Raw genomic sequence first — 17,294 nt, 5'->3', positions numbered from 1 at the left:
GCGCCATCGCATGCACGGGGCGATCCCCCGGCACCACACTGGAGACACCATGCGTTCCCTTGCCATCGCCGCGCTGTGCGCGTGCACCTTCGCCCACGCGGCCAGCCGCACGGACAATGTCGACGTCTTCATCGGCACCGGCGGCGACGGCCACACGTTCCCGGGCGCGACGCGGCCGTTCGGCATGGTGCAACTGAGCCCGGACACCCAGGTGCGCCACTTCCGCCAGAGCTATCCGTGGGCGGCCGGCTACCGCTACGAGGACGATTCCATTCTCGGCTTCTCGCACACGCATTTCTCCGGCGCGGGCCATTCGGACCTGGGCGACGTCCTCCTGATGCCGACGAGCGGCGACGTCAAGCTGGAGCCGGGTTATCCCGAGCGCCCGTTCAGCGGCTACCGCTCGCGCTTCTCGCACAAGGACGAACATGCGGAGCCGGGCTATTACGCCGTCCGGCTGCTCGACAACGACGTCGACGTGGAACTGACGGCCAGCGAGCGCGTGGGCCTGCACCGCTACCGCTTCAGGCCGGGCGCGGACGCGCACGTGATCCTCGACCTGCGCTCGAGCATCTACGACTGGTCCGGCAAGAACCTGTGGTCGCGCCTGCGCCTGCGCGGCAACGACACCGTCACCGGCATGCGCGAAACGCGCGGCTGGGCGCCGGGCCGGCAGCTGTACTTCGCCATCCGGTTCTCGCGGCCCATCGTCGGCCACCAGTTGCTGAACCGCGAGGAAGGCGTCGAATACAAGGGCTTCGCAGCGCCGGGCAAGACGCCGGCCGACAAGGTCCTCGTGGAAGGCAAGGCGCTGGAGGGCACGTTCGACTTCGGGCAGCCCGCCGACGCCACGGTGCTCGTCAAGGTGGCCGTGTCCGCCGTCAGCGAAGACGGGGCGCTGGCGAATCTCGCCGAGATGCCGGGCTGGGACTTCGACGCCGAGCGCCGGCACGCGCACGACGCGTGGGAACAGGCGCTGGCCGCCGTCGACGTCGATGCGCCGCCCGCCATGAAGCGGATGGTGTACACCGGCCTGTATCACGCCATGCTGGCCCCGAGCCTGTTCATGGACACGGACGGCAAGTACCGCGGGCCCGACAACCAGGTGCACGAAGCGCAGGGCTTCCGTTTCCACTCCACGTTCTCCTTGTGGGACACCTACCGCGCGCTGCATCCGCTGCTGACGCTGATCCAGCCGGAGCGGCGCAACGTGGACTTCGTGCGCTCGCTGATCGAATCGCAGAAGGCCAGCCCGTACGGTATCCTGCCCGTGTGGCAGTTCGCCGGCCAGGAGACGTGGTGCATGATCGGCTACCACGCGGTGCCCGTGATCGCGGACGCGTACATGAAGGGCTTGAAGGGATTCGACGCCGACGAAGCGCTGCGCGCGATGACGTCCAGCGCGGAGTACGGCCCGTACGGCGGCCTGCGGTACTACATGAAGCTGGGCTACGTGCCGATCGACCTGGAACCGGAAGCGGCGTCGAAGACCGTCGAATATGCGTTCGACGACTGGACCATCGCGCGCATGGCGGAAAAGATGGGCCGCCGCGACGTCGCCGACCGCTACTACAAGCGCGCGCAGAACTGGCGCAACGTGTTCGATCCGGTGACCGGCTTCGTGCGCGCGAAAAAATCGGACGGCCAGTTCCGCACGCCGTTCGATCCGGTGCGCTCCAACTTCGGCAGCGACTATACCGAGGGCAGCGCGTGGCAGTATTCCTGGTATATGCCGCACGATAACGCGGGCCTCGTGCAGATGCTCGGCGGGGACGCGGGCCTGATCGGCAAGATCGACCAGGTGTTCGACGCGAAGATCGATCCGGCCGTGTACGCGCACATGGAAGACATCTCCGGCCTGATCGGCCACTACGCCCACGGCAACGAGCCGTCGCACCACGTGGCCTATCTGTACAACTATGCGGGCGCGCCGTGGAAGACGCAGGCGCGCCTCGCGCAGATCGTCGCCAGCCAGTACCATGACACGCCGGACGGCCTCGCGGGCAACGACGACCTGGGCCAGATGTCGGCCTGGCTCGCGTTCACGGCGCTTGGCTTTTATCCGGTGGCGCCCGGCAGCAACGAGTACGTGATCGGGCGGCCGTTCGTCGACCGCGCGGTCCTGAATCTGCCGAACGGCAAGCGGTTCACCGTGCGGACCGAGGGGCTGGCGGACGCGAATCCGTATGTGGGCAGCGTGACCCTGAACGGCAGGCCGCTTGCGCGCAGCGTGCTGCGGCACGCGGACATCATGGCGGGCGGGGAACTCGTGTTCCGCATGCAGGCCACGCCGAACAAGGCATGGGGCAAGGCGCCGTCGGCGCGGCCCTACACCCAAACCCCGTATTGATTCCATCGCATACGTTCGGTGGGCACGGGGTGCCCACCCTACGGCCGGCTTACGTAGGGTGGGCACCCCGGGCCCGCCGATTGCCCGCGTTATCGGCGGCGCACGCTGGCGACGACGACGCCCGCCAGGATGACCGCGAACCCGGCCGCGTGATACAGGTGCGGCGGCTCCTTCAGCAACGGCCACGCGGCCAGCGTGGCGAACAGCGGAATCAGGTACACGGTCAGGCTCGCGCGCGCCGGGCCGGCGGCGGCCACGAGGCGGTCGAAGAAAAAGTAGGCGCCCAGGCTCGGCACGACGGCGAGGAAGGCCAGCGCGGCGTACAGGCGGCCGTCGCCGAAATCGGGCACGGTGCCAGTCGCCGCCTCGAATGCCGCGAACGGCGCCAGCACGAGCGCGCCGCCGCCGATCAGCGCGGCCAGCTTCACGGCGGCGGGCAGCGGCGGCAGCGGCAGGCGCTTGTTGAAGACGGTGTAGAACGACCAGCCGCAGGCGGCCAGCACGACCCACAGGTCGCCGCGGCCGAATTCCAGCTGGCCCAGCGCCGTCACGTCGCCCTTCGCCAGCACGACCAGCACGCCGAGGATCGCGAGGAACAGGCCGCCGGCCTGGCGGCGCGACAGCGGCGCCTTCCACACGAGCGTCTCGATCATCGTCACGAGCGCCGGGCAGGCGGCAAAGATGATGCCGACGTTCGCGGCGCTCGTGTGGCGCGCGCCCACGTATTGCGGGGCGGTCGCGAGGCCCATGCCCAGGCCGGCCAGCAGCAGGATGCGCCGCCAGTTCGCACGCAGCGTGTGACGCAGCGCCCAGAGGCGCGGACCGCACGACGGCATCAGGATCACGAAGGCCAGCATCCAGCGCCCGAAAGCGAGGAAGACGGGCGGGATGCCCGCGCCCTGGGCCCAGCGGGCGACGACGAGGTTGGCCGCGAACAGCGCGGGGGTGATCAACATGAGCGGCAGTTCGGCTGCGAAGGGATCTCCCCGGTAGCCGGCGCCCGCCCGTGACACTGCATTCGACACGTGGACTCCTGAACGAAAAGCGGCTGGCGCAGCCACGCCCGGGTCGGGAATGCTGCACCGCAAGAAAAGCTGGTAAGCGAGCAGCAATGGTAAGGGAGCACGCGCAGAATGTGCTTCTATTCGATAGCGATAACACCGCCATATTCAGAAGGATCGTCTAGGATTCCATTAAAATGGCGATAAAATCTCCATGTCTATACAGAAACCACGAAGGAAGCACTGCAATGAAAGACGGCCAGCTGGACGAAACCGACCGCCAGATCCTGCGCACGCTCAGCCGCGACGGGCGCATCAGCAACCAGAAACTGGCGGAGACGGTGCATTTGACGCCGACGCCGTGCTGGCACCGCGTCAAGACGCTGGAGGATGCGGGCTATATCACGGGCTATGTCGCGATGCTGGACCAGCGCGCGCTGGGCATGCCGGACACGGTGATCATCGAAGTGACGGTCGACCGCCACGACGACGAGATCTTCACGGCATTCCAGGACGCGCTGGCCGACCTGCCGGAAGTGATGGAGGCGTATCTGCTGTCGGGGGAATACGACTACCTGATCAAGGTGGCCGTATCGGGGACGGAAGGCTATGAGCGCTTCCTGCGCCAGAAACTCTATAAGCTGCCCGGGGTGACGCGCACGCGCTCGACGTTCACGCTGCGCTGCCTGAAACGCGCGCCGTCCGTCACCCCGTGACGTAGGGACGCGCGCCCGCCGTACGTTATTTCTTGCCCTTCAACTCGGTCAGTTCGGCCCGCAGCTTGCTGCGCTCCGCCGTCGATTTGTCGAGCTTCGCGCGCATGTCGTCCAGTTCGGCCGACAGGCTGTCGCGTGCGGTCGTGGCGCCGACCAGTTCCATCTCGGCGCGCAGGCGCGCGTCCGATTCGGCCGCCATGTCGGCCACCTTGCGCTCCAGTTCCTGGCGCAGCTGGGTCAACTGCTGTTCCTTGCCGTCGATCGCCAGCTGGTCCTTCGCCTTGCTGACGAGGGCGTCCATCGCGACCTGGCGCGCGTTCTTCAGTTCCGCGTTCAGGCGTTCGATGGTTTCGTCGCGCTCGGCGATGGCTTCTTCCGACGCGGCCGTGGCGCTGGCCATGTCCTCGCGCAGCGCATCGCGTTCGCCTTCGAGCGACTCGCCGGCCCGGCGCAGGGCTTCGATATCGGCCTCGTTGCGCGCCAGCGCTTCGCGGTCGCCGGCGCCGCTCTGTTCCGCGAATTTCAGCGCCCAGTCGGCGAGGCCGGCCAGCAGTTCCGGCGGCAGCTCGGCCTTCGGCGGCGCGGCCGGCTTGACGTTGGCCGCACGCCACGCGGCCAGGTGCTTGAAGATGGCGTTCGGCGACCCTTCGCCGAGGAAGTCCTGCACCGCTTCGATGGTGACCGCCTCGCCATCTTCCTGCAAACTCTCGGCTGCGCGCGCAACGTCGTCGAATGTGACTTCTTGGCCTGCCATAAGGTCTTGACTCCTGCTTCGTTGGATTTCGGAGTGCGTATGATACTTCCCGTAGAGAAATTCCGCAGGCTTCCCCGGCGCAAGTGTTGCGCCCGCGACGCGTCGCCGGCGATTTTATTTCACAAATGCTTACTTCACTGCCCGGACATTGCCGAGGCGGCAAGGGATCAGCCCGTCTGCGCGACCGGCTGCGGCACCGGCCGGATCTGATTGCGCCCGCCTTCCTTCGCCTCGTACAGCATGGCATCGGCGCGCAGGAACAGTTCGTTCTCGCTGCGGTATGCCGGAAACGCGGCCAGGCCGCCGCTGAACGAAAAGTGGCGCACGTCGCCCGGCTTGACTTCGAACGCGGCGGCGCCGAACGCCTGGCGCATCGCATCCAGCCGGCGCCAGCCCTGCTCCAGCGTGCAATCCCAGAACACGACGACGAATTCCTCGCCGCCGAACCGGCTCAGCAAATCGGCCTCGTCCATGCGCGCCGCCAGCGTCAGCGACAGGCGCTTGATGACGATGTCGCCGAAATAATGGCCCCAGGTATCGTTGATCGTCTTGAACTTGTCGATGTCGATCACGCCCAGGCACAGCGGCTTGCCTTCCAGCAGGGCGCGGCAGATGAGGGACTGGGTCTTCTGCTGCAGGCCGATCTTGTTCAGCAGGCCGGTCGCGCGGTCCTTGCCGATCAGGTCGCGGCTGATGCGGATCTTGTCGGCGCGGTTGAGCAACTGGCGGGCCAGCAGGTCGGGATCGTCCATCGCGAGCAGCGCGTCGAATCCGCTGTCGAGCGCGCGCCGGGCCTGGACCGGATCGGCCCGGCGTTGCAGCAGCGTGATCTCGCGCACGGGGTCGGCTTCGATATTGCGCTTGAGCACCCGCACGACGGCTTCCGTCCGTTCGTATTCCTCGTCCGTGATGAGGACGATGTCGGGCCGCAGGTCCTTCACGCGCAGGTGCAGCGTCTGGGGATCGGCGTGGTAGACGACGTCGAGGCGCTGCGCGCGCAGCGCGGCCTCGTCCCACCCCGGCGGCGCGCCCAGCATGGTCACGCGCACGACGTCGGCGCGCTTCTGCTGCACGAACAGGTTGAACAGCTTGTCGACGAGGACGTCGTTGGCGATCGGTTTTTCCGCATACGCGAGGCAGTTGCTGTCGACGAGGCGCTGCTGCAACGCGAACCGGCCGCCCTGGCGCTCGCTCTGCAGGTACACGTAGCGGCGGTCGCCCGGCAGGCGCTGCAACAGCTCGCCCAACAGCAGGGTCTTGCGTGCCGCCAGCATGTCGGACTGCATGTTGTACAGCGCATCGAGGTCGATCAGGTACAGGCTGTCGCCGGCGTCGCGCTCGACGGCCGCCACGAAATCGCTGAGTTCGTGGAAAAAGCAGATGTCGAAGTCGTATTTATGGGCGTGCAGGCGCAGTTCGTCACAATTGTCCTTGATGAAAAAGCGGTGTGACAAGAACAACACATGATTCTTGTATAACGAAATGTCCCCTGCCATGTGTTACACGCCTTCAAGATGGTTGAAGCGGAATGCGTAGCGCCAACCTCCAGTATGCCTTCGTTTACGCCATGCATAAGTACAAACACCGGTTTTTTTGGCGCTGCAGGCCCGATTTTGCGTGTTATCAGGAAAATACGTTGTGTAGCAACAAAATCAAGCCCGGCGACCGGCCAGGCTGCCGAGCTTGTCCGGATTGCGGACCACATAGATCGCGGCGATACGCCCGTCCTCGACCTGGATCGACGTGACCGCATCGGGCACACCATTGCGCCAGGTCAACACGCCCGGCATGCCGTTGACCGTGACGATGTCGTGCCGGGTGTCGATGTCCGACCATTTGCGCTCGATGCCGGCGACGAGGCGGCCGACCCGGTCCGCGCCGAACACCTGCTTGACCGCCGTCTTGGCCTTGCCGCCGCCGTCGCCCGTGTACGTGGCGTCCGCCGCCAGCAGCGCCTGGACCCGGGCCGGATCGGCCGAGCGCGACGCCTGCACGAAGCGGCCCAGCAATTCAAGGTGCAACTCGCGGTTGACGGCGAACCGCGGACGCTCCGCGCGCACGCGCTCGCGCGCCCGCTGCAGCACCTTGCGGCAGGCTGCTTCGGTCTTGCCGACCATCGCCGCGACTTCGGCATAATCGAAGTCGAACACCTGGTGCAGCAGGAACACGGCGCGCTCCTCCGGCGCCAGCCGTTCGAGCATCAGCATGAAGGCCGTCGACAGGTCGCCGGCCGCTTCCAGCGCGCTTTCGGGCGACTCGACCGTCTGTTCCAGCAGCGGCTCCGGCAGCCATGGCCCGACATAATGTTCGCGCTCCGTGATCGCGCCGCGCAGGCGGTCGATCGACAGCCGTGTGACGACGGTGACGAGCCAGGCCTCCGGCGTGTGCGCGGCGACGCCGCCGCCGTTCTGCCAGCGCAGCCAGGCTTCCTGGACGATGTCCTCGGCGTCGGCGCGGATGCCGAGCATGCGGTAGGCGATCCCGAACAGGCGCGGGCGCAGGCGGACGAAGGTGGCGGTCGCCGGGGCGGCGACGGCGGGGGCAGGTGCGGTCGAGGTATCCATATCCATTAGACGGACGGGTGGCCCGTCTTGTGACAGGCCGTCCATGGATTGTAAGCCCGGGCGGCGCCTGCGCTACCTGGCAGGATGAACGTCTTGCGGGGGTGCCGTCAGGTCGACCCGCACGCGGCATCCGACGGCGTGCGGGCATGCGACTTTCCCGGCCGCACCCGCATCGGTGCGCGCGGCGCGTCGAGGCGCACCGGGGTCAGCGTGCCGGCATAGGGCGCCATGTCGGGGTCGATCTCGACCGGCCCGCCCGCGCGCGCCGCGCCCGCGAGGAACGCGCCGATGGCGATGCGGACGATCATCCGGTTGCCCGGCTCCGCCTTCAGGCTCATCTTCTTATTGAAGTAGAGAAATGTACACGACACCCCTGCAGCCGTGGTGATGTCGACTTTCTTCGGCAGGGAAAACCCGTAACGGCCCGTCGCCCACAGCTTGACGACACAGGTTCCGTGCTCCGATGACGAAAAAGTAAAGTTCATGCGGCAATGCTAAACGCCGCAAGACATCTGTACGTTTCAAATTTGTGCCAAACCGTAACGGCTGGAACATCTCTTTCCGCATCACATCTTCATTTCGACATTCAGGCCGACGCGCGTGGCGCCCCGCTGCCAGCTGGCCTGGCGCGACAATCCGCCCGCATCCTCGTACGCACTTTCGGACGTGCCGTCCATGCCGAGGATGTTGTTGAGCGTCAGCCGCAGTTGCACATGGGGGTCGAGCTTCCACGCGGCATACGCGTCGACGTCGCGCCGCGTCTGCTGGCGGCGGCTCTGCGCCTCCGACACGCGCACCCAGCCGCCCTGCTGGTACGCCATGCTGGCGCCGAAGCTGAGCCGGTCGCGCCGGTAGTCGAGGCCGACGTTCGCCGACATCGGCGTCTGCGCATCGAGGCGGTTGGCGGGGCCGGGCACGACCGCGACCTCCGACCAGTTGCGGGTCACGGCGGCGCGCATGTCGAAGCCGGCCGCCGCCGGGCTCACCATGCGCAGCGGCAGCTTGACCTCCGCCTCCAGCGAATGCACGCGCGCGTCGCCGTCGTTCAGCGGGCGGTAGATCCAGCGGCCGTCGGGATCGAGGTCCAGGCGCGTGCGGATATAGTCGCTGATGAGGCGCTGGCTGCCGCTCACGGACACCATCGCGCCCTCGGGCCAGTACTGCTCGAATGCGACGTCGACGCCGTTCGCCAGCTCCGGCCTCAAGTCCGGATTGCCGCTGGAATCGGGGCTGAAGCGCGTGTTCAGCGCCGCCAGGTAGCGGCGCGCGGTCAGCTGGTCGACGGTGGGCGCCTTGTACGTGCGCGTGAGCGCGAGGCGCACCTGGCGCCCGCTCTTGTCGGGGAATTTGTACAGCGTCTGGGCAACGGGGCTCAGCACGTGGCTGCGCGACGCCGCCGCCGCCATGCCGGTCGCCGCGCTGTCCGTGCGCACGCCTTCCCAGCGGCCGCCCAGGTACATCGACAACTGCTTCGTGACGCTCCACTCGTCCTGCACGAACGCGGCCAGCCGCGTGACTTCCGGCTGGTAGCCTTCGACGACGTGCGTCGCGGGCGCATCGTCCTGGCGGTCGCGCCGGTCGCGCGTGTCGTCGTTGCGCTGGCGGCTCGCGTCGACGCCGGTCGCCAGCGCGTGGCCGTCGAACAGCGACCGGGTGAACTTGCCGCGCAACGACGTGCGGCGCGGACGGACGACGGTGTCCCAGTCGCGCGCCAGGTGGTGGGCCCGGCCGGCGGAAAAATAATCGGTGACGTTGTCGTTGTCGTCGCGGCTGCGCTCGCCCGCCAGGGTCAGCTCGAGCTTGCCGCCGCCGACCTTCGCGATCCAGCCGATTTCCCCGCGCATCATCCACTGGTCGCCCGACGTCTGGCCCGGCATGTCGATCCAGTCCGGGTCGCCGAACGCGCCCACGAGGACATCGTTGTGCGACACGCCCGACCACGCGTGGCTGCTGGCCTGCAGGCCGGCCGACAGATTCAGTTCGTTCGTGTCGTCGATCTTCCAGTTCAGGCGCGGGAACAGCACGATGCCGCGGTAGGCGCCGCCGCCGCGGTAGTTCGACAGGCGCGCCTGCGCGAGCTGGCCGTCCGGCTGCGTCATGCGGTCCGAGCCGCGCGAATAAAAATCGTTGTGGCCGCCGAACGCCGTCCCGTTCACGAAGTACGACAGGTTGCCCACCTTCTCGCCCCAGGTGCCGCCGACCGTGCCGCTGCGCTGCAGTGTCGACCGCGTCGCGTTCAGGCGCAGGTCGCGCTGCGGCTTGCTGACGACCTTGCGCAGCACGATGTTGATGGTGCCGGCGATCGCCTGCATCGAATACTCGGCGCTCGCCGCGCGGATCACTTCGATGCGCTCGATCTGGTCCGGCGTGAGCGCATCCAGCGAAAAGCCAGGCGGCGGGCGGTCGCCGTTCACCAGGATCTGCGTATAGCCCGCGCCCAGGCCGCGCATGCGGATCGTCTTGCCGGTGACCGTGACGCCCGGCGCGCGTTTCAGCACGTCGAAGATGTTGTCGTCGCCGTATTTGCGGATCTCTTCGGCGGACAGCACCGTCTTGCTGGCCGTGTCGTCGCGGCGCGGATCGTAGTCGGCGGCAGCGCCCTTCACTTCCACGCGCTGGAGGGTCTTGTCCCCGACCTTGTCCTTGCCCTTGTCCGGACGCGCGGCCCTGGCGTCGCCCTGCGGCGTCATTTGTGCGAACCCGGCGGCGGGGCCGAGCAACACGGCGGCGAGGGCGAGGCGGAGGGCTGTCGGATGCATGTCGAAGTGGTGGATGATTGCGTCAATACGCAGGGCGGTGGCAGCGGATGCGCAGGTTGGTTCGATAAACTTATCAATTATGCGGAACCATGGCGGTGCTCGTCAAACATGGGAGTGAGGCGCACGACGCGCGCGCACTCTTGATTTAGCGAAATATCCGTTCCGCCAAGATATAATCGGGCAGCCATGCTCCTGCGCCGCCTCTATCCGTTGCTGCTCGCCCTGATGCTGTTCGCGGCAGGCGGTCCCGCGTCCGCCGGCACCACGTACACGTTCGGCGGCGGCACCGTCCCCGGCTGCCCCCTGTCGGGCGCGATCTATACCTGCGCCAGCCTGCCGCTGACGGCCTGGGACGACGACATGGTGATCGCCAGCGGCTATACCGTGAAGATCACGTCGGACGTCAATTTCGGCTACAACCACAGCCTCAAGATGAGCGGCAGCGCGGTACTGTCCAGCACGGGCGACCTGAACATCGGCGGTATCGCACCCAACAACCTGAACATCACGGGCGGCACGCTCATCGCGGGCGGCACGTTCAGCGTCGGTGCCCAGAACCAGACGCTGACGGCCGACATCCGGGCCGTCAGCGCGGACCTCGGCACGGGTTCCACGCTCAACCTCACCGGCAGCGTCACGGCGACGGGCACCGTCAACGTCGCCTCCCACGCCACGATCAACGGCGCCATCAGCGGCGCGACGATCACCACCAACTCGCCCGTCACGCTGAAGGGCGACGTCGTCGCCACCCGGTCGTTCACGCTCGCGTCGGGCAGCACGGTCAAGGGCAACGTGACGGCGCCCATCGTCAGCCTGTTCGCGTCGAGTTCCACGGTCACCGGCAACATCACGGCCACGACGTCGTTGCAGCTAGGCTCTTCGGTTGCCGTGACGGGCGACGTCGACGCCGGCACGCTGACGCTCGATTCGTCCGACGCCATCATCAACGGCAACGCGACCATCGACAGCGGCGTATTCAACTGGCACGGCCGGGTCACGCAGACCGTCTACTGCCGGGGTGGCACCGCCAACGGCAAGTGCGACTGCATCACGAACAACAGCGGCTACAACGTGAACACGGCAAACGGCCCGCACTGCCAGGGCAACGCGGTCGCGCTGGACCACTATCTGATCGCGTACGAACCGACGGGCAGCGTGTGCGCGCCGTCGACCGTGACGATCACCGCATGCGCCAACGCCGCCTGCTCCGCGACGTACGGCGGCGGCGCCAACGTCACCCTCGCGCCGACGGGCCAGGCTGTGTCGATTCCCGCGTCCGGCGTCGCCTCGGCGGCCGTGACGTGGACGCAGGCCGGCACCAACACGCTCGGGGTGACCGGCGCGCCGACGGCGTGCATCCGCAACGGCGACACCGCGCCGGGCGCCGATTGCAAGGTCACCGTGGCCAGTTCGGCGTACACGATGACGACGAACGGCGCGGCGTTCTATGCGGAAGCGACGGCGCCGCACACGACGCCGACGCTCACCCTCGCGGCCGTGCGCTACGACGCCAGATCGAACGCCTGCGTGCCGCTGTTTAACAACACGACGCGCAACGTCAACTTCAAGTGCTACTACGCCAACCCCACGGGCGGCACGGTGCCCGTGCGCCTGAACGGCAAGGCGCTCAACGACGGCACGGTCGCCACCTGCGACAACGCCGGACTGACGCTGGCGCTGTCCTTCGATGCGAACGGCAAGGCGGCGCTGCCCATGCAGTACGCGGACGCCGGCGCCGTGACGGTGGAGGCGACCGACACCGGCAGCGGCAGTCCGGGCAAGGCGAGCGTCACGGCGACGTTCGTCCCCGCGAAGTTCAAGATCGCGCTGCCGGGTGCGCCCTACGTGGCGGCCCAGTCATTCGCCACGACGGTCACGGCCCAGAACGACGCCAACGGCACGACGGGCAATTTCGGCAAGGAGTCGCCGGCCCAGACGGTCAAACTGTCCGCCGCGGCCTGCCGGCCGAACAATAACAACGGCCTGCTCGCCACCACGCCGGCACTCAAGAACGGCGTGGTGACCTTCCAGACGCAGTGGAGCGAGGTGGGCAACATCGATCTCGTGGCGAGCCTCGACGGCGGCAATTATCTCGGCAGCGGCATGGCGCCGGGCGCCTCGTCGACCAATGTGGCGACGAGCGGCTGCACCGGCGCCGCCGGCCCGTTCAACCCCGCCTACTTCACGTTCGGCATCGATCCGGCCTGGAAGCGCACCGCGACCATCGCCGGCGGCACGACGCCACAGTACTATTCGGGCGAACCCGCGATCAAGCTGACGGTCACGGCACGCAACCTGCAGAACGGCGTCACCCAGAACTACGCCGGCACCGTCGCGCACGACCTCGTCTTCACCGCGATCGACCCCGCGGGCGGCGCGCTCACGGGCGCCGCCGGCAAATTCAGCCGCTCGACGGGTTATCCGGCCAGCGACCTGACCGGCACCGCGCAGGTCCGCCCCCAGGACTTCGGCGCCAACGGCGACGCGCCCGGCACGGCCACGTGGACCGGCAGCTTCACGTTCGCGACTTCGCCGAGCGCGCAGACGCGCCTGCGCGTGCGCGCGACCGAAGTCTCGTCGCTGCCGTACCCGGCCAGTTCGGCGACGATTCCGGCCACGGTCACGACCGGCGTCGAGCCCACGCTGGTGATCCGCAGCGGCCGCGTGCGCATGCCGAACCGCTTCGGCGGTACCGCCATGCCGCTCAAGATTCCCGTCTCGCTCGAATACTACACGGGCCAGACCTGGGTGCTGAACGCCGAAGACTCGACCACTATCATCCCACCCGGCGCGGTGTCGGTGGGTATGGGCGTGGGCACGATCGCGACCGGGCTCACGGGATTCGCGAACGGCAGCGCCACACTCACCCTGACGCCGTCCGCGGGGTCCAACCGCGGCAGCATCCCGTTCGCGCTGAACCTGGGCAAGGACAGCGCCAACACGTCGTGCTACGCCGACAAGCCGGCGATGACGGCCAGCACGGGCGCGGTCGTACCCTTCCTGCGCAGCGTCGATTCGTCGTGCGCCGCATTGGGCGCAGTCGACCCCTCCGCGATAGCCACCTTCGGCGTCTACGCGCCCGAGACCAAGCGCATCATCCACATGCGCGAGGTGTTCCGGTGAACGGCCGCGCGCGCGCATCCGGCTTCACGATGGTCGAACTGGTCGTCGTGATGATCCTCATCGGCGTGCTGGCCGCCATCGGCATCCCGCGCCTGCTGGCCGACAAGAACATGGAGGCCGCCGTGTTCGGCGACCAGGTCGTCAGCGGGCTGCGGCGCGCGCAAAAGATCGCGACCGGGCACCGCCGCGTCGTGTGCGCGAGCGTCGGGCCCAAGGCCGTGATCCTGCGCCTGAACGCGTGCGGCAGCGCCGGCCTCGCGCTGGCCGGCCTGGACGACGGCGACTTCGCGACGACCGACAGCGTCCTGACCGTCACGACGGCGACCCTGTTCTTCCAGCCGGACGGGCGCATCACGACCGACGCCGCGGGCACGACGGCCGTCGCCGCCGGCACCATCGCCGTCACCGGCAACATGAACGGCCAACCCACCGCTTTCCGCACCATCCACGTGGAAGGAACGACCGGCTATGTCGAATAGATTCACGCGCCGCGCCGGCGTCACGCTGATCGAACTGATCGTCGCCCTCGTCATCGTGGGCGTGGCGCTGGCGGGCATGGTCGCCGTGTACACGGCCACGACGCGCTCCAGCGTCGACCCCGTGATCGTCCAGCAGATGCAGGCGATCGCCGACAACATGATGGAAGAGATCCTGATGAAACCATTCGCGCCACCGGAAGGGTCCACGGTGACGGCGGCGTCGGGCCGGGTCAATTACGACCAGGTGAGCAACTACGACGGCTACGGCCAGGGCCTCACCGGAATCCGCGACGTCGAAGGCAACGTCATCCCCGGCCTGGAGCGCTACACGGTCCTCGTCAGCGTCAAGCAAGCCGCGCTGGGCAACATCCCGAGCAAGGACGCGCTGCGCGTCATCGTGACCGTGACCGCTCCCGGGGCCGACCCGAACCTGCCGCAACCCATCGTGCTGACCGGCTGGAGGACCAACCCATCATGACCCGCCAGCGCGGCTTCACCCTCGTCGAACTGATCGTCGTGATGGTCGTCGTCGGCGTCATCGCCGGCGTCATGGTCCTGCAGATCCGGCCGGCGATGCAGTCCTATCTCGCCATCCGCCAGCGCGCCAACCTCACGAGCCAGGCCGACGCGGCGCTGCGGCGCATCGTCGCGGAAGTGCATGCGGCCGTGCCGAATTCGCTGCGCTACACGTGGGCGTCGCAGCAGGCCCAGTGCATCGAATTCGTGCCGACCGAGGACGGCGGGCGGTTCAGGACGGCGGCGGATTACAGCGATCCCGACAAGTTCCCGGCGGGCGCCGGCAACACGATGGTGTCCGACACCGCCACGACCAAGTTCGACGTGCTGACGTCCCTCGGCCCGTCCGTTGCGCAGGGCGACCTGATCGTGGTGGGCAACATCAACCGCGACGACGCCTACGACGCCGCGAAAGTCGGGATCGTCGATTCGGTCGCCGGCCAGACGATGGCCGGCACGCACATGCTGGCCAGGCATACGATCACGCTCAAGGCGGCAATGACCGTTCCGGCCGGCTACGATGGCGGCCGCGTCGTCGTCGTGCCGCACAGCGAACCGGCCGTGACGTACACGTGCATGAATCCCGGCACCGACGCCAACGGGACGGGCACCGGCACGATCTACCGCGTCACCGGCTACACGCCCAGCACCACGCCGTGGAAGATCTGCCCGACGGGGCCCGCGATCCTCGTCACCAAGGTCAGCGACTGCAATATCCTGTATCACGAAAGCGAAGGCGCCACGCAGCAGAGCGGCTACCTGCAGCTGCGCCTCGGGCTCGCGGACGGCGGCGAAGCGGCGCGCCTGACGATGGGCGCCCACGTGGAGAACGCGCCATGACGGCCCGGCGCGCCGGCGGCTTCGCCTACATCGCGGCCATCGTGTTCCTCGTCGTCCTGGCCGGTTTCGCGCTCGCCGCGCTGCGCCTGTCCGAGTCGGCGCAGGTCACCGTCAACCAGGCGCTCCTGGGCGCGCGCGCGAACCAGGCGGCCCGCGCCGGACTTGAATGGGCGTTCTACCAACTGAAGACACCGAACGCCGCCTGCACGGCAGTCACCGCCGCGCCGCCGGACTTCATCGCCGAAACCGGCTACCGGGTCACCCTGGGGTGCGACATGCAGACCTATTTCGAGGGCCAGACACCGGCCGGCACCCCGCTGGAGAAACACATCTTCCAGCTCGACGCCACGGCCTGCAACATCGGCAGCGCGTGCACCCCCACGAATCCCGGCGTCACGAGCCCGGACTTCATCGAGCGCAAGCGCAGTGCCTCGATCTGCGTGACCGTGGACGGCGCCGACTGTTACTGACGAGGACCCCATGTCGCTCACCGCACTCGACGCACTGCTGACGGACGCGCGCTCGCGCCGCATCGAGGGGTGGCGCCGCGGCGCCGTCGAATTCCTGGTGTTCGGGATCAAGGAAGCGCGGGCGTGCCTGTTCGCCGGGCTGTTTTTCGCGAGCGTGCTGCTGGTGCCGCGCGCCGGCCTGTTCGGCGTGCCGCGCTACGACGTGCTGCTCGTGGCGGCGCTGGCGATCCAGGCATGGATGCTCACGAGCGGCCTGGAGACCCGCGACGAACTCAAGGCGATCTGCCTGTTCCACGCGCTCGGCTTCGCGCTGGAGGCGTTCAAGACGTCCGGCGGCGTGCATTCATGGAGTTATCCCGACTTCGCGTACACCAAGGTCATGGGCGTGCCGCTGTTTTCCGGCTTCATGTACGCGGCCGTGGGCAGCTACATCATCCAGGCGTGGCGCCTGCTCGACCTGCGCGTGCGGCATCATCCGCCGTACTGGATGGCCGCGCTGGTGGCGGTGCTGATCTACGTGAATTTTTTCACGCACCACGTGCTCGGCGATGCGCGCTGGTACCTGGCGGCCGTCGCGCTCGGGCTGTACGCGCGCACGACGGTCAGCTTCCGCCCGCTCGACCGCGAGCGCCGCATGCCGTTGCTGCTGGGTTTCGTGCTGACCGGGTTCTTCATCTGGCTGGCGGAGAACCTCGGCACGTTCTGGGGATTGTGGCGCTATCCGAACCAGCTGGGCGCCTGGTCGGCGGTCCACGTCAGCAAGTGGAGTTCGTGGTCGCTACTGGTCATCATGACGTTCACGATCGTGGCCAACCTCAAGCACGTCAAAGCGCGGATACATGTGCCAGAGTCGTGACGCCCTTGGCGAAGGCCATGGCGACGGGCAAGGCGCACAGCACGAGCATCACGCCGATGCGCACGCGGCGCGCACGCTGTTTTTGTTCCGCCAGACGCGAAACGCGGAATCCTGCATCTTTGCTCATGGAAGTCCTTTCATGCGATATGAATTAACCAATCATAATATGGAGTCGGAGAAACCCGCGACACGAATGGATTTCTCGTCGTATCCGATGCTAGCCACGCAACCTAAATTGCGCGTGGGTAAAAGATCAGATTACACCTCCGCGCTATACAAATCCATGAGGTAAGTTCACACAAACGCGAATTCCGCAAAATCGTCTGTTTTTTCCCACGCTCGTACGCGTCAGCGCGCCCCGCCGCAGGCGACGGCGGCACCGTTGGCGGCGTGCTCGCAGATCGTCGCCTGGCCGCCGCACGCGACGGCCAGGCCATCCGCCGACTTGTCGCAATAGCTCGCCTGCCCGCCGCAGGCCACGTCGTTGCCGGTCGCCGATTTGAGGCAGTAGTTGGCCATGCCGCCGCAGGCGACGCGCCGGCCGTCGGCCGACTGTTCGCAGGCCGTGGCCCGGCCGCCGCACGCGACCTGGCGACCGTCGGCGGATTTTTCGCACACACTCGCGCCGCCGCGGGCGTCCGCCGTGCGCGGATGGCTTTCCGTGGCGATCACGCAACCGCCCAGCAGCGCGGCCAGCACGCCGGCGGACAGCGCGGCACGGCAAGCGGTTTTCCAGTATCTCGACATCATCGAACATTCCTCCGGGTAAAACGTGCATCGTAACCCGGCGGCACGTCCTCATTTCTCGCGGATTGTCACAACGCTCAGCTGCGGTCGACGACGAGGGCCAGCTGGCCGTCGCGCAC

At 67.5% G+C, this 17,294-nt stretch carries 16 protein-coding genes; 8 read left to right on the top strand and 8 right to left on the bottom strand.

The window, feature by feature from the left end:
- Nucleotides 1–49 precede the first annotated feature (49 nt).
- Nucleotides 50–2,350, top strand: a complete 2,301-nt coding sequence (locus ASC93_RS16565) for a GH92 family glycosyl hydrolase (RefSeq protein WP_056444389.1) — start codon at nt 50–52, stop codon at nt 2,348–2,350.
- Nucleotides 2,351–2,439: 89 nt separating this feature from the next.
- On the opposite strand, the gene ASC93_RS16560 is transcribed toward ASC93_RS16565, so the two are convergent.
- Nucleotides 2,440–3,306: a DMT family transporter gene (locus ASC93_RS16560; protein ID WP_056444386.1), complete on the bottom strand. Its 867-nt coding sequence runs from the start codon at nt 3,304–3,306 to the stop codon at nt 2,440–2,442.
- A gap of 293 nt (nt 3,307–3,599) precedes the next feature.
- Here ASC93_RS16560 and ASC93_RS16555 point away from each other — a divergent pair, with 293 nt between their 5' ends.
- Nucleotides 3,600–4,067, top strand: a complete 468-nt coding sequence (locus ASC93_RS16555; RefSeq protein ID WP_056444383.1) for an Lrp/AsnC family transcriptional regulator — start codon at nt 3,600–3,602, stop codon at nt 4,065–4,067.
- 25 nt (nt 4,068–4,092) lie between these two features.
- Here ASC93_RS16555 and ASC93_RS16550 read toward each other — a convergent pair whose 3' ends face one another.
- The 5 genes from ASC93_RS16550 to ASC93_RS16530 all read right to left on the bottom strand — a co-directional run bounded on the left by ASC93_RS16550 (nt 4,093) and on the right by ASC93_RS16530 (nt 10,144).
- Entirely contained in the window at nt 4,093–4,821 is a 729-nt protein-coding gene (locus ASC93_RS16550; RefSeq protein ID WP_056444380.1) for a DNA-binding protein, read from the bottom strand.
- A 167-nt stretch (nt 4,822–4,988) separates the two neighbouring features.
- Nucleotides 4,989–6,284, bottom strand: coding sequence for a diguanylate cyclase (locus tag ASC93_RS16545; protein WP_229412755.1), 1,296 nt, complete (start codon nt 6,282–6,284; stop codon nt 4,989–4,991).
- A 189-nt stretch (nt 6,285–6,473) separates the two neighbouring features.
- Entirely contained in the window at nt 6,474–7,385 is a 912-nt protein-coding gene (gene sigJ, locus ASC93_RS16540; protein ID WP_056444710.1) for an RNA polymerase sigma factor SigJ, read from the bottom strand.
- Nucleotides 7,386–7,492: 107 nt separating this feature from the next.
- Nucleotides 7,493–7,870: a hypothetical protein gene (locus tag ASC93_RS30860; protein WP_157201964.1), complete on the bottom strand. Its 378-nt coding sequence runs from the start codon at nt 7,868–7,870 to the stop codon at nt 7,493–7,495.
- An 81-nt stretch (nt 7,871–7,951) separates the two neighbouring features.
- Nucleotides 7,952–10,144, bottom strand: a complete 2,193-nt coding sequence (locus ASC93_RS16530; protein ID WP_056444373.1) for a TonB-dependent siderophore receptor — start codon at nt 10,142–10,144, stop codon at nt 7,952–7,954.
- 186 nt (nt 10,145–10,330) lie between these two features.
- On the opposite strand from ASC93_RS16530, the gene ASC93_RS16525 reads away from it, so the two are divergent.
- From ASC93_RS16525 to ASC93_RS16500, 6 genes are read left to right on the top strand one after another with little or no spacing between them, the layout of a single operon-like run.
- The gene (locus ASC93_RS16525) at nt 10,331–13,267 is read left to right on the top strand and encodes a polymer-forming cytoskeletal protein (protein WP_056444370.1); all 2,937 of its coding nucleotides are present in this window, start codon (nt 10,331–10,333) and stop codon (nt 13,265–13,267) included.
- Nucleotides 13,264–13,746: a Tfp pilus assembly protein FimT/FimU gene (locus ASC93_RS16520; protein WP_056444367.1), complete on the top strand. Its 483-nt coding sequence runs from the start codon at nt 13,264–13,266 to the stop codon at nt 13,744–13,746. Before ASC93_RS16525 ends, ASC93_RS16520 begins: the two co-directional genes overlap by 4 nt.
- Entirely contained in the window at nt 13,736–14,224 is a 489-nt protein-coding gene (locus tag ASC93_RS16515; protein ID WP_056444364.1) for a prepilin-type N-terminal cleavage/methylation domain-containing protein, read from the top strand. Before ASC93_RS16520 ends, ASC93_RS16515 begins: the two co-directional genes overlap by 11 nt.
- On the top strand, nt 14,221–15,102 hold the full coding sequence (locus tag ASC93_RS16510; RefSeq protein ID WP_056444361.1) for a prepilin-type N-terminal cleavage/methylation domain-containing protein: 882 nt from the start codon (nt 14,221–14,223) through the stop codon (nt 15,100–15,102). The genes ASC93_RS16515 and ASC93_RS16510 overlap by 4 nt, the downstream gene beginning before the upstream one ends.
- A complete protein-coding gene (locus ASC93_RS16505; protein ID WP_056444358.1) occupies nt 15,099–15,572 on the top strand; it encodes a hypothetical protein in 474 nt (157 codons plus the stop codon). Before ASC93_RS16510 ends, ASC93_RS16505 begins: the two co-directional genes overlap by 4 nt.
- A 10-nt stretch (nt 15,573–15,582) precedes the next feature.
- Nucleotides 15,583–16,428, top strand: a complete 846-nt coding sequence (locus ASC93_RS16500; protein ID WP_056444355.1) for a DUF817 domain-containing protein — start codon at nt 15,583–15,585, stop codon at nt 16,426–16,428.
- On the opposite strand, the gene ASC93_RS30855 is transcribed toward ASC93_RS16500, so the two are convergent.
- Nucleotides 16,397–16,555, bottom strand: coding sequence for a hypothetical protein (locus ASC93_RS30855; RefSeq protein ID WP_157201963.1), 159 nt, complete (start codon nt 16,553–16,555; stop codon nt 16,397–16,399). The genes ASC93_RS16500 and ASC93_RS30855 overlap by 32 nt on opposite strands.
- A gap of 221 nt (nt 16,556–16,776) precedes the next feature.
- Nucleotides 16,777–17,178, bottom strand: a complete 402-nt coding sequence (locus ASC93_RS31450; RefSeq protein WP_056444353.1) for a hypothetical protein — start codon at nt 17,176–17,178, stop codon at nt 16,777–16,779.
- Nucleotides 17,179–17,294 lie beyond the last annotated feature (116 nt).

It is taken from the genome of Massilia sp. Root335 (genome assembly GCF_001425685.1).
GTDB lineage: Bacteria > Pseudomonadota > Gammaproteobacteria > Burkholderiales > Burkholderiaceae_D > Telluria > Telluria luteola.
The sequence above is the reverse complement of the archived record's forward strand: the minus strand, read 5'-3'. Positions and strand labels throughout refer to the sequence as shown.

Excerpts from the sequence above, each read along its gene's own strand:
- ASC93_RS16565 (WP_056444389.1), top strand. The coding sequence starts at position 50 with ATGCGTTCCCTTGCCATCGCCGCGCTGTGCGCGTGCACCTTCGCCCAC.
- ASC93_RS16560 (WP_056444386.1), bottom strand. The coding sequence starts at position 3,306 with ATGTTGATCACCCCCGCGCTGTTCGCGGCCAACCTCGTCGTCGCCCGC.
- ASC93_RS16555 (WP_056444383.1), top strand. The coding sequence starts at position 3,600 with ATGAAAGACGGCCAGCTGGACGAAACCGACCGCCAGATCCTGCGCACG.
- ASC93_RS16550 (WP_056444380.1), bottom strand. The coding sequence starts at position 4,821 with ATGGCAGGCCAAGAAGTCACATTCGACGACGTTGCGCGCGCAGCCGAG.
- sigJ (WP_056444710.1), bottom strand. The coding sequence starts at position 7,385 with ATGGATACCTCGACCGCACCTGCCCCCGCCGTCGCCGCCCCGGCGACC.
- ASC93_RS30860 (WP_157201964.1), bottom strand. The coding sequence starts at position 7,870 with ATGAACTTTACTTTTTCGTCATCGGAGCACGGAACCTGTGTCGTCAAG.
- ASC93_RS16530 (WP_056444373.1), bottom strand. The coding sequence starts at position 10,144 with ATGCATCCGACAGCCCTCCGCCTCGCCCTCGCCGCCGTGTTGCTCGGC.
- ASC93_RS16525 (WP_056444370.1), top strand. The coding sequence starts at position 10,331 with ATGCTCCTGCGCCGCCTCTATCCGTTGCTGCTCGCCCTGATGCTGTTC.
- ASC93_RS16515 (WP_056444364.1), top strand. The coding sequence starts at position 13,736 with ATGTCGAATAGATTCACGCGCCGCGCCGGCGTCACGCTGATCGAACTG.
- ASC93_RS16510 (WP_056444361.1), top strand. The coding sequence starts at position 14,221 with ATGACCCGCCAGCGCGGCTTCACCCTCGTCGAACTGATCGTCGTGATG.
- ASC93_RS16505 (WP_056444358.1), top strand. The coding sequence starts at position 15,099 with ATGACGGCCCGGCGCGCCGGCGGCTTCGCCTACATCGCGGCCATCGTG.
- ASC93_RS16500 (WP_056444355.1), top strand. The coding sequence starts at position 15,583 with ATGTCGCTCACCGCACTCGACGCACTGCTGACGGACGCGCGCTCGCGC.
- ASC93_RS30855 (WP_157201963.1), bottom strand. The coding sequence starts at position 16,555 with ATGAGCAAAGATGCAGGATTCCGCGTTTCGCGTCTGGCGGAACAAAAA.
- ASC93_RS31450 (WP_056444353.1), bottom strand. The coding sequence starts at position 17,178 with ATGATGTCGAGATACTGGAAAACCGCTTGCCGTGCCGCGCTGTCCGCC.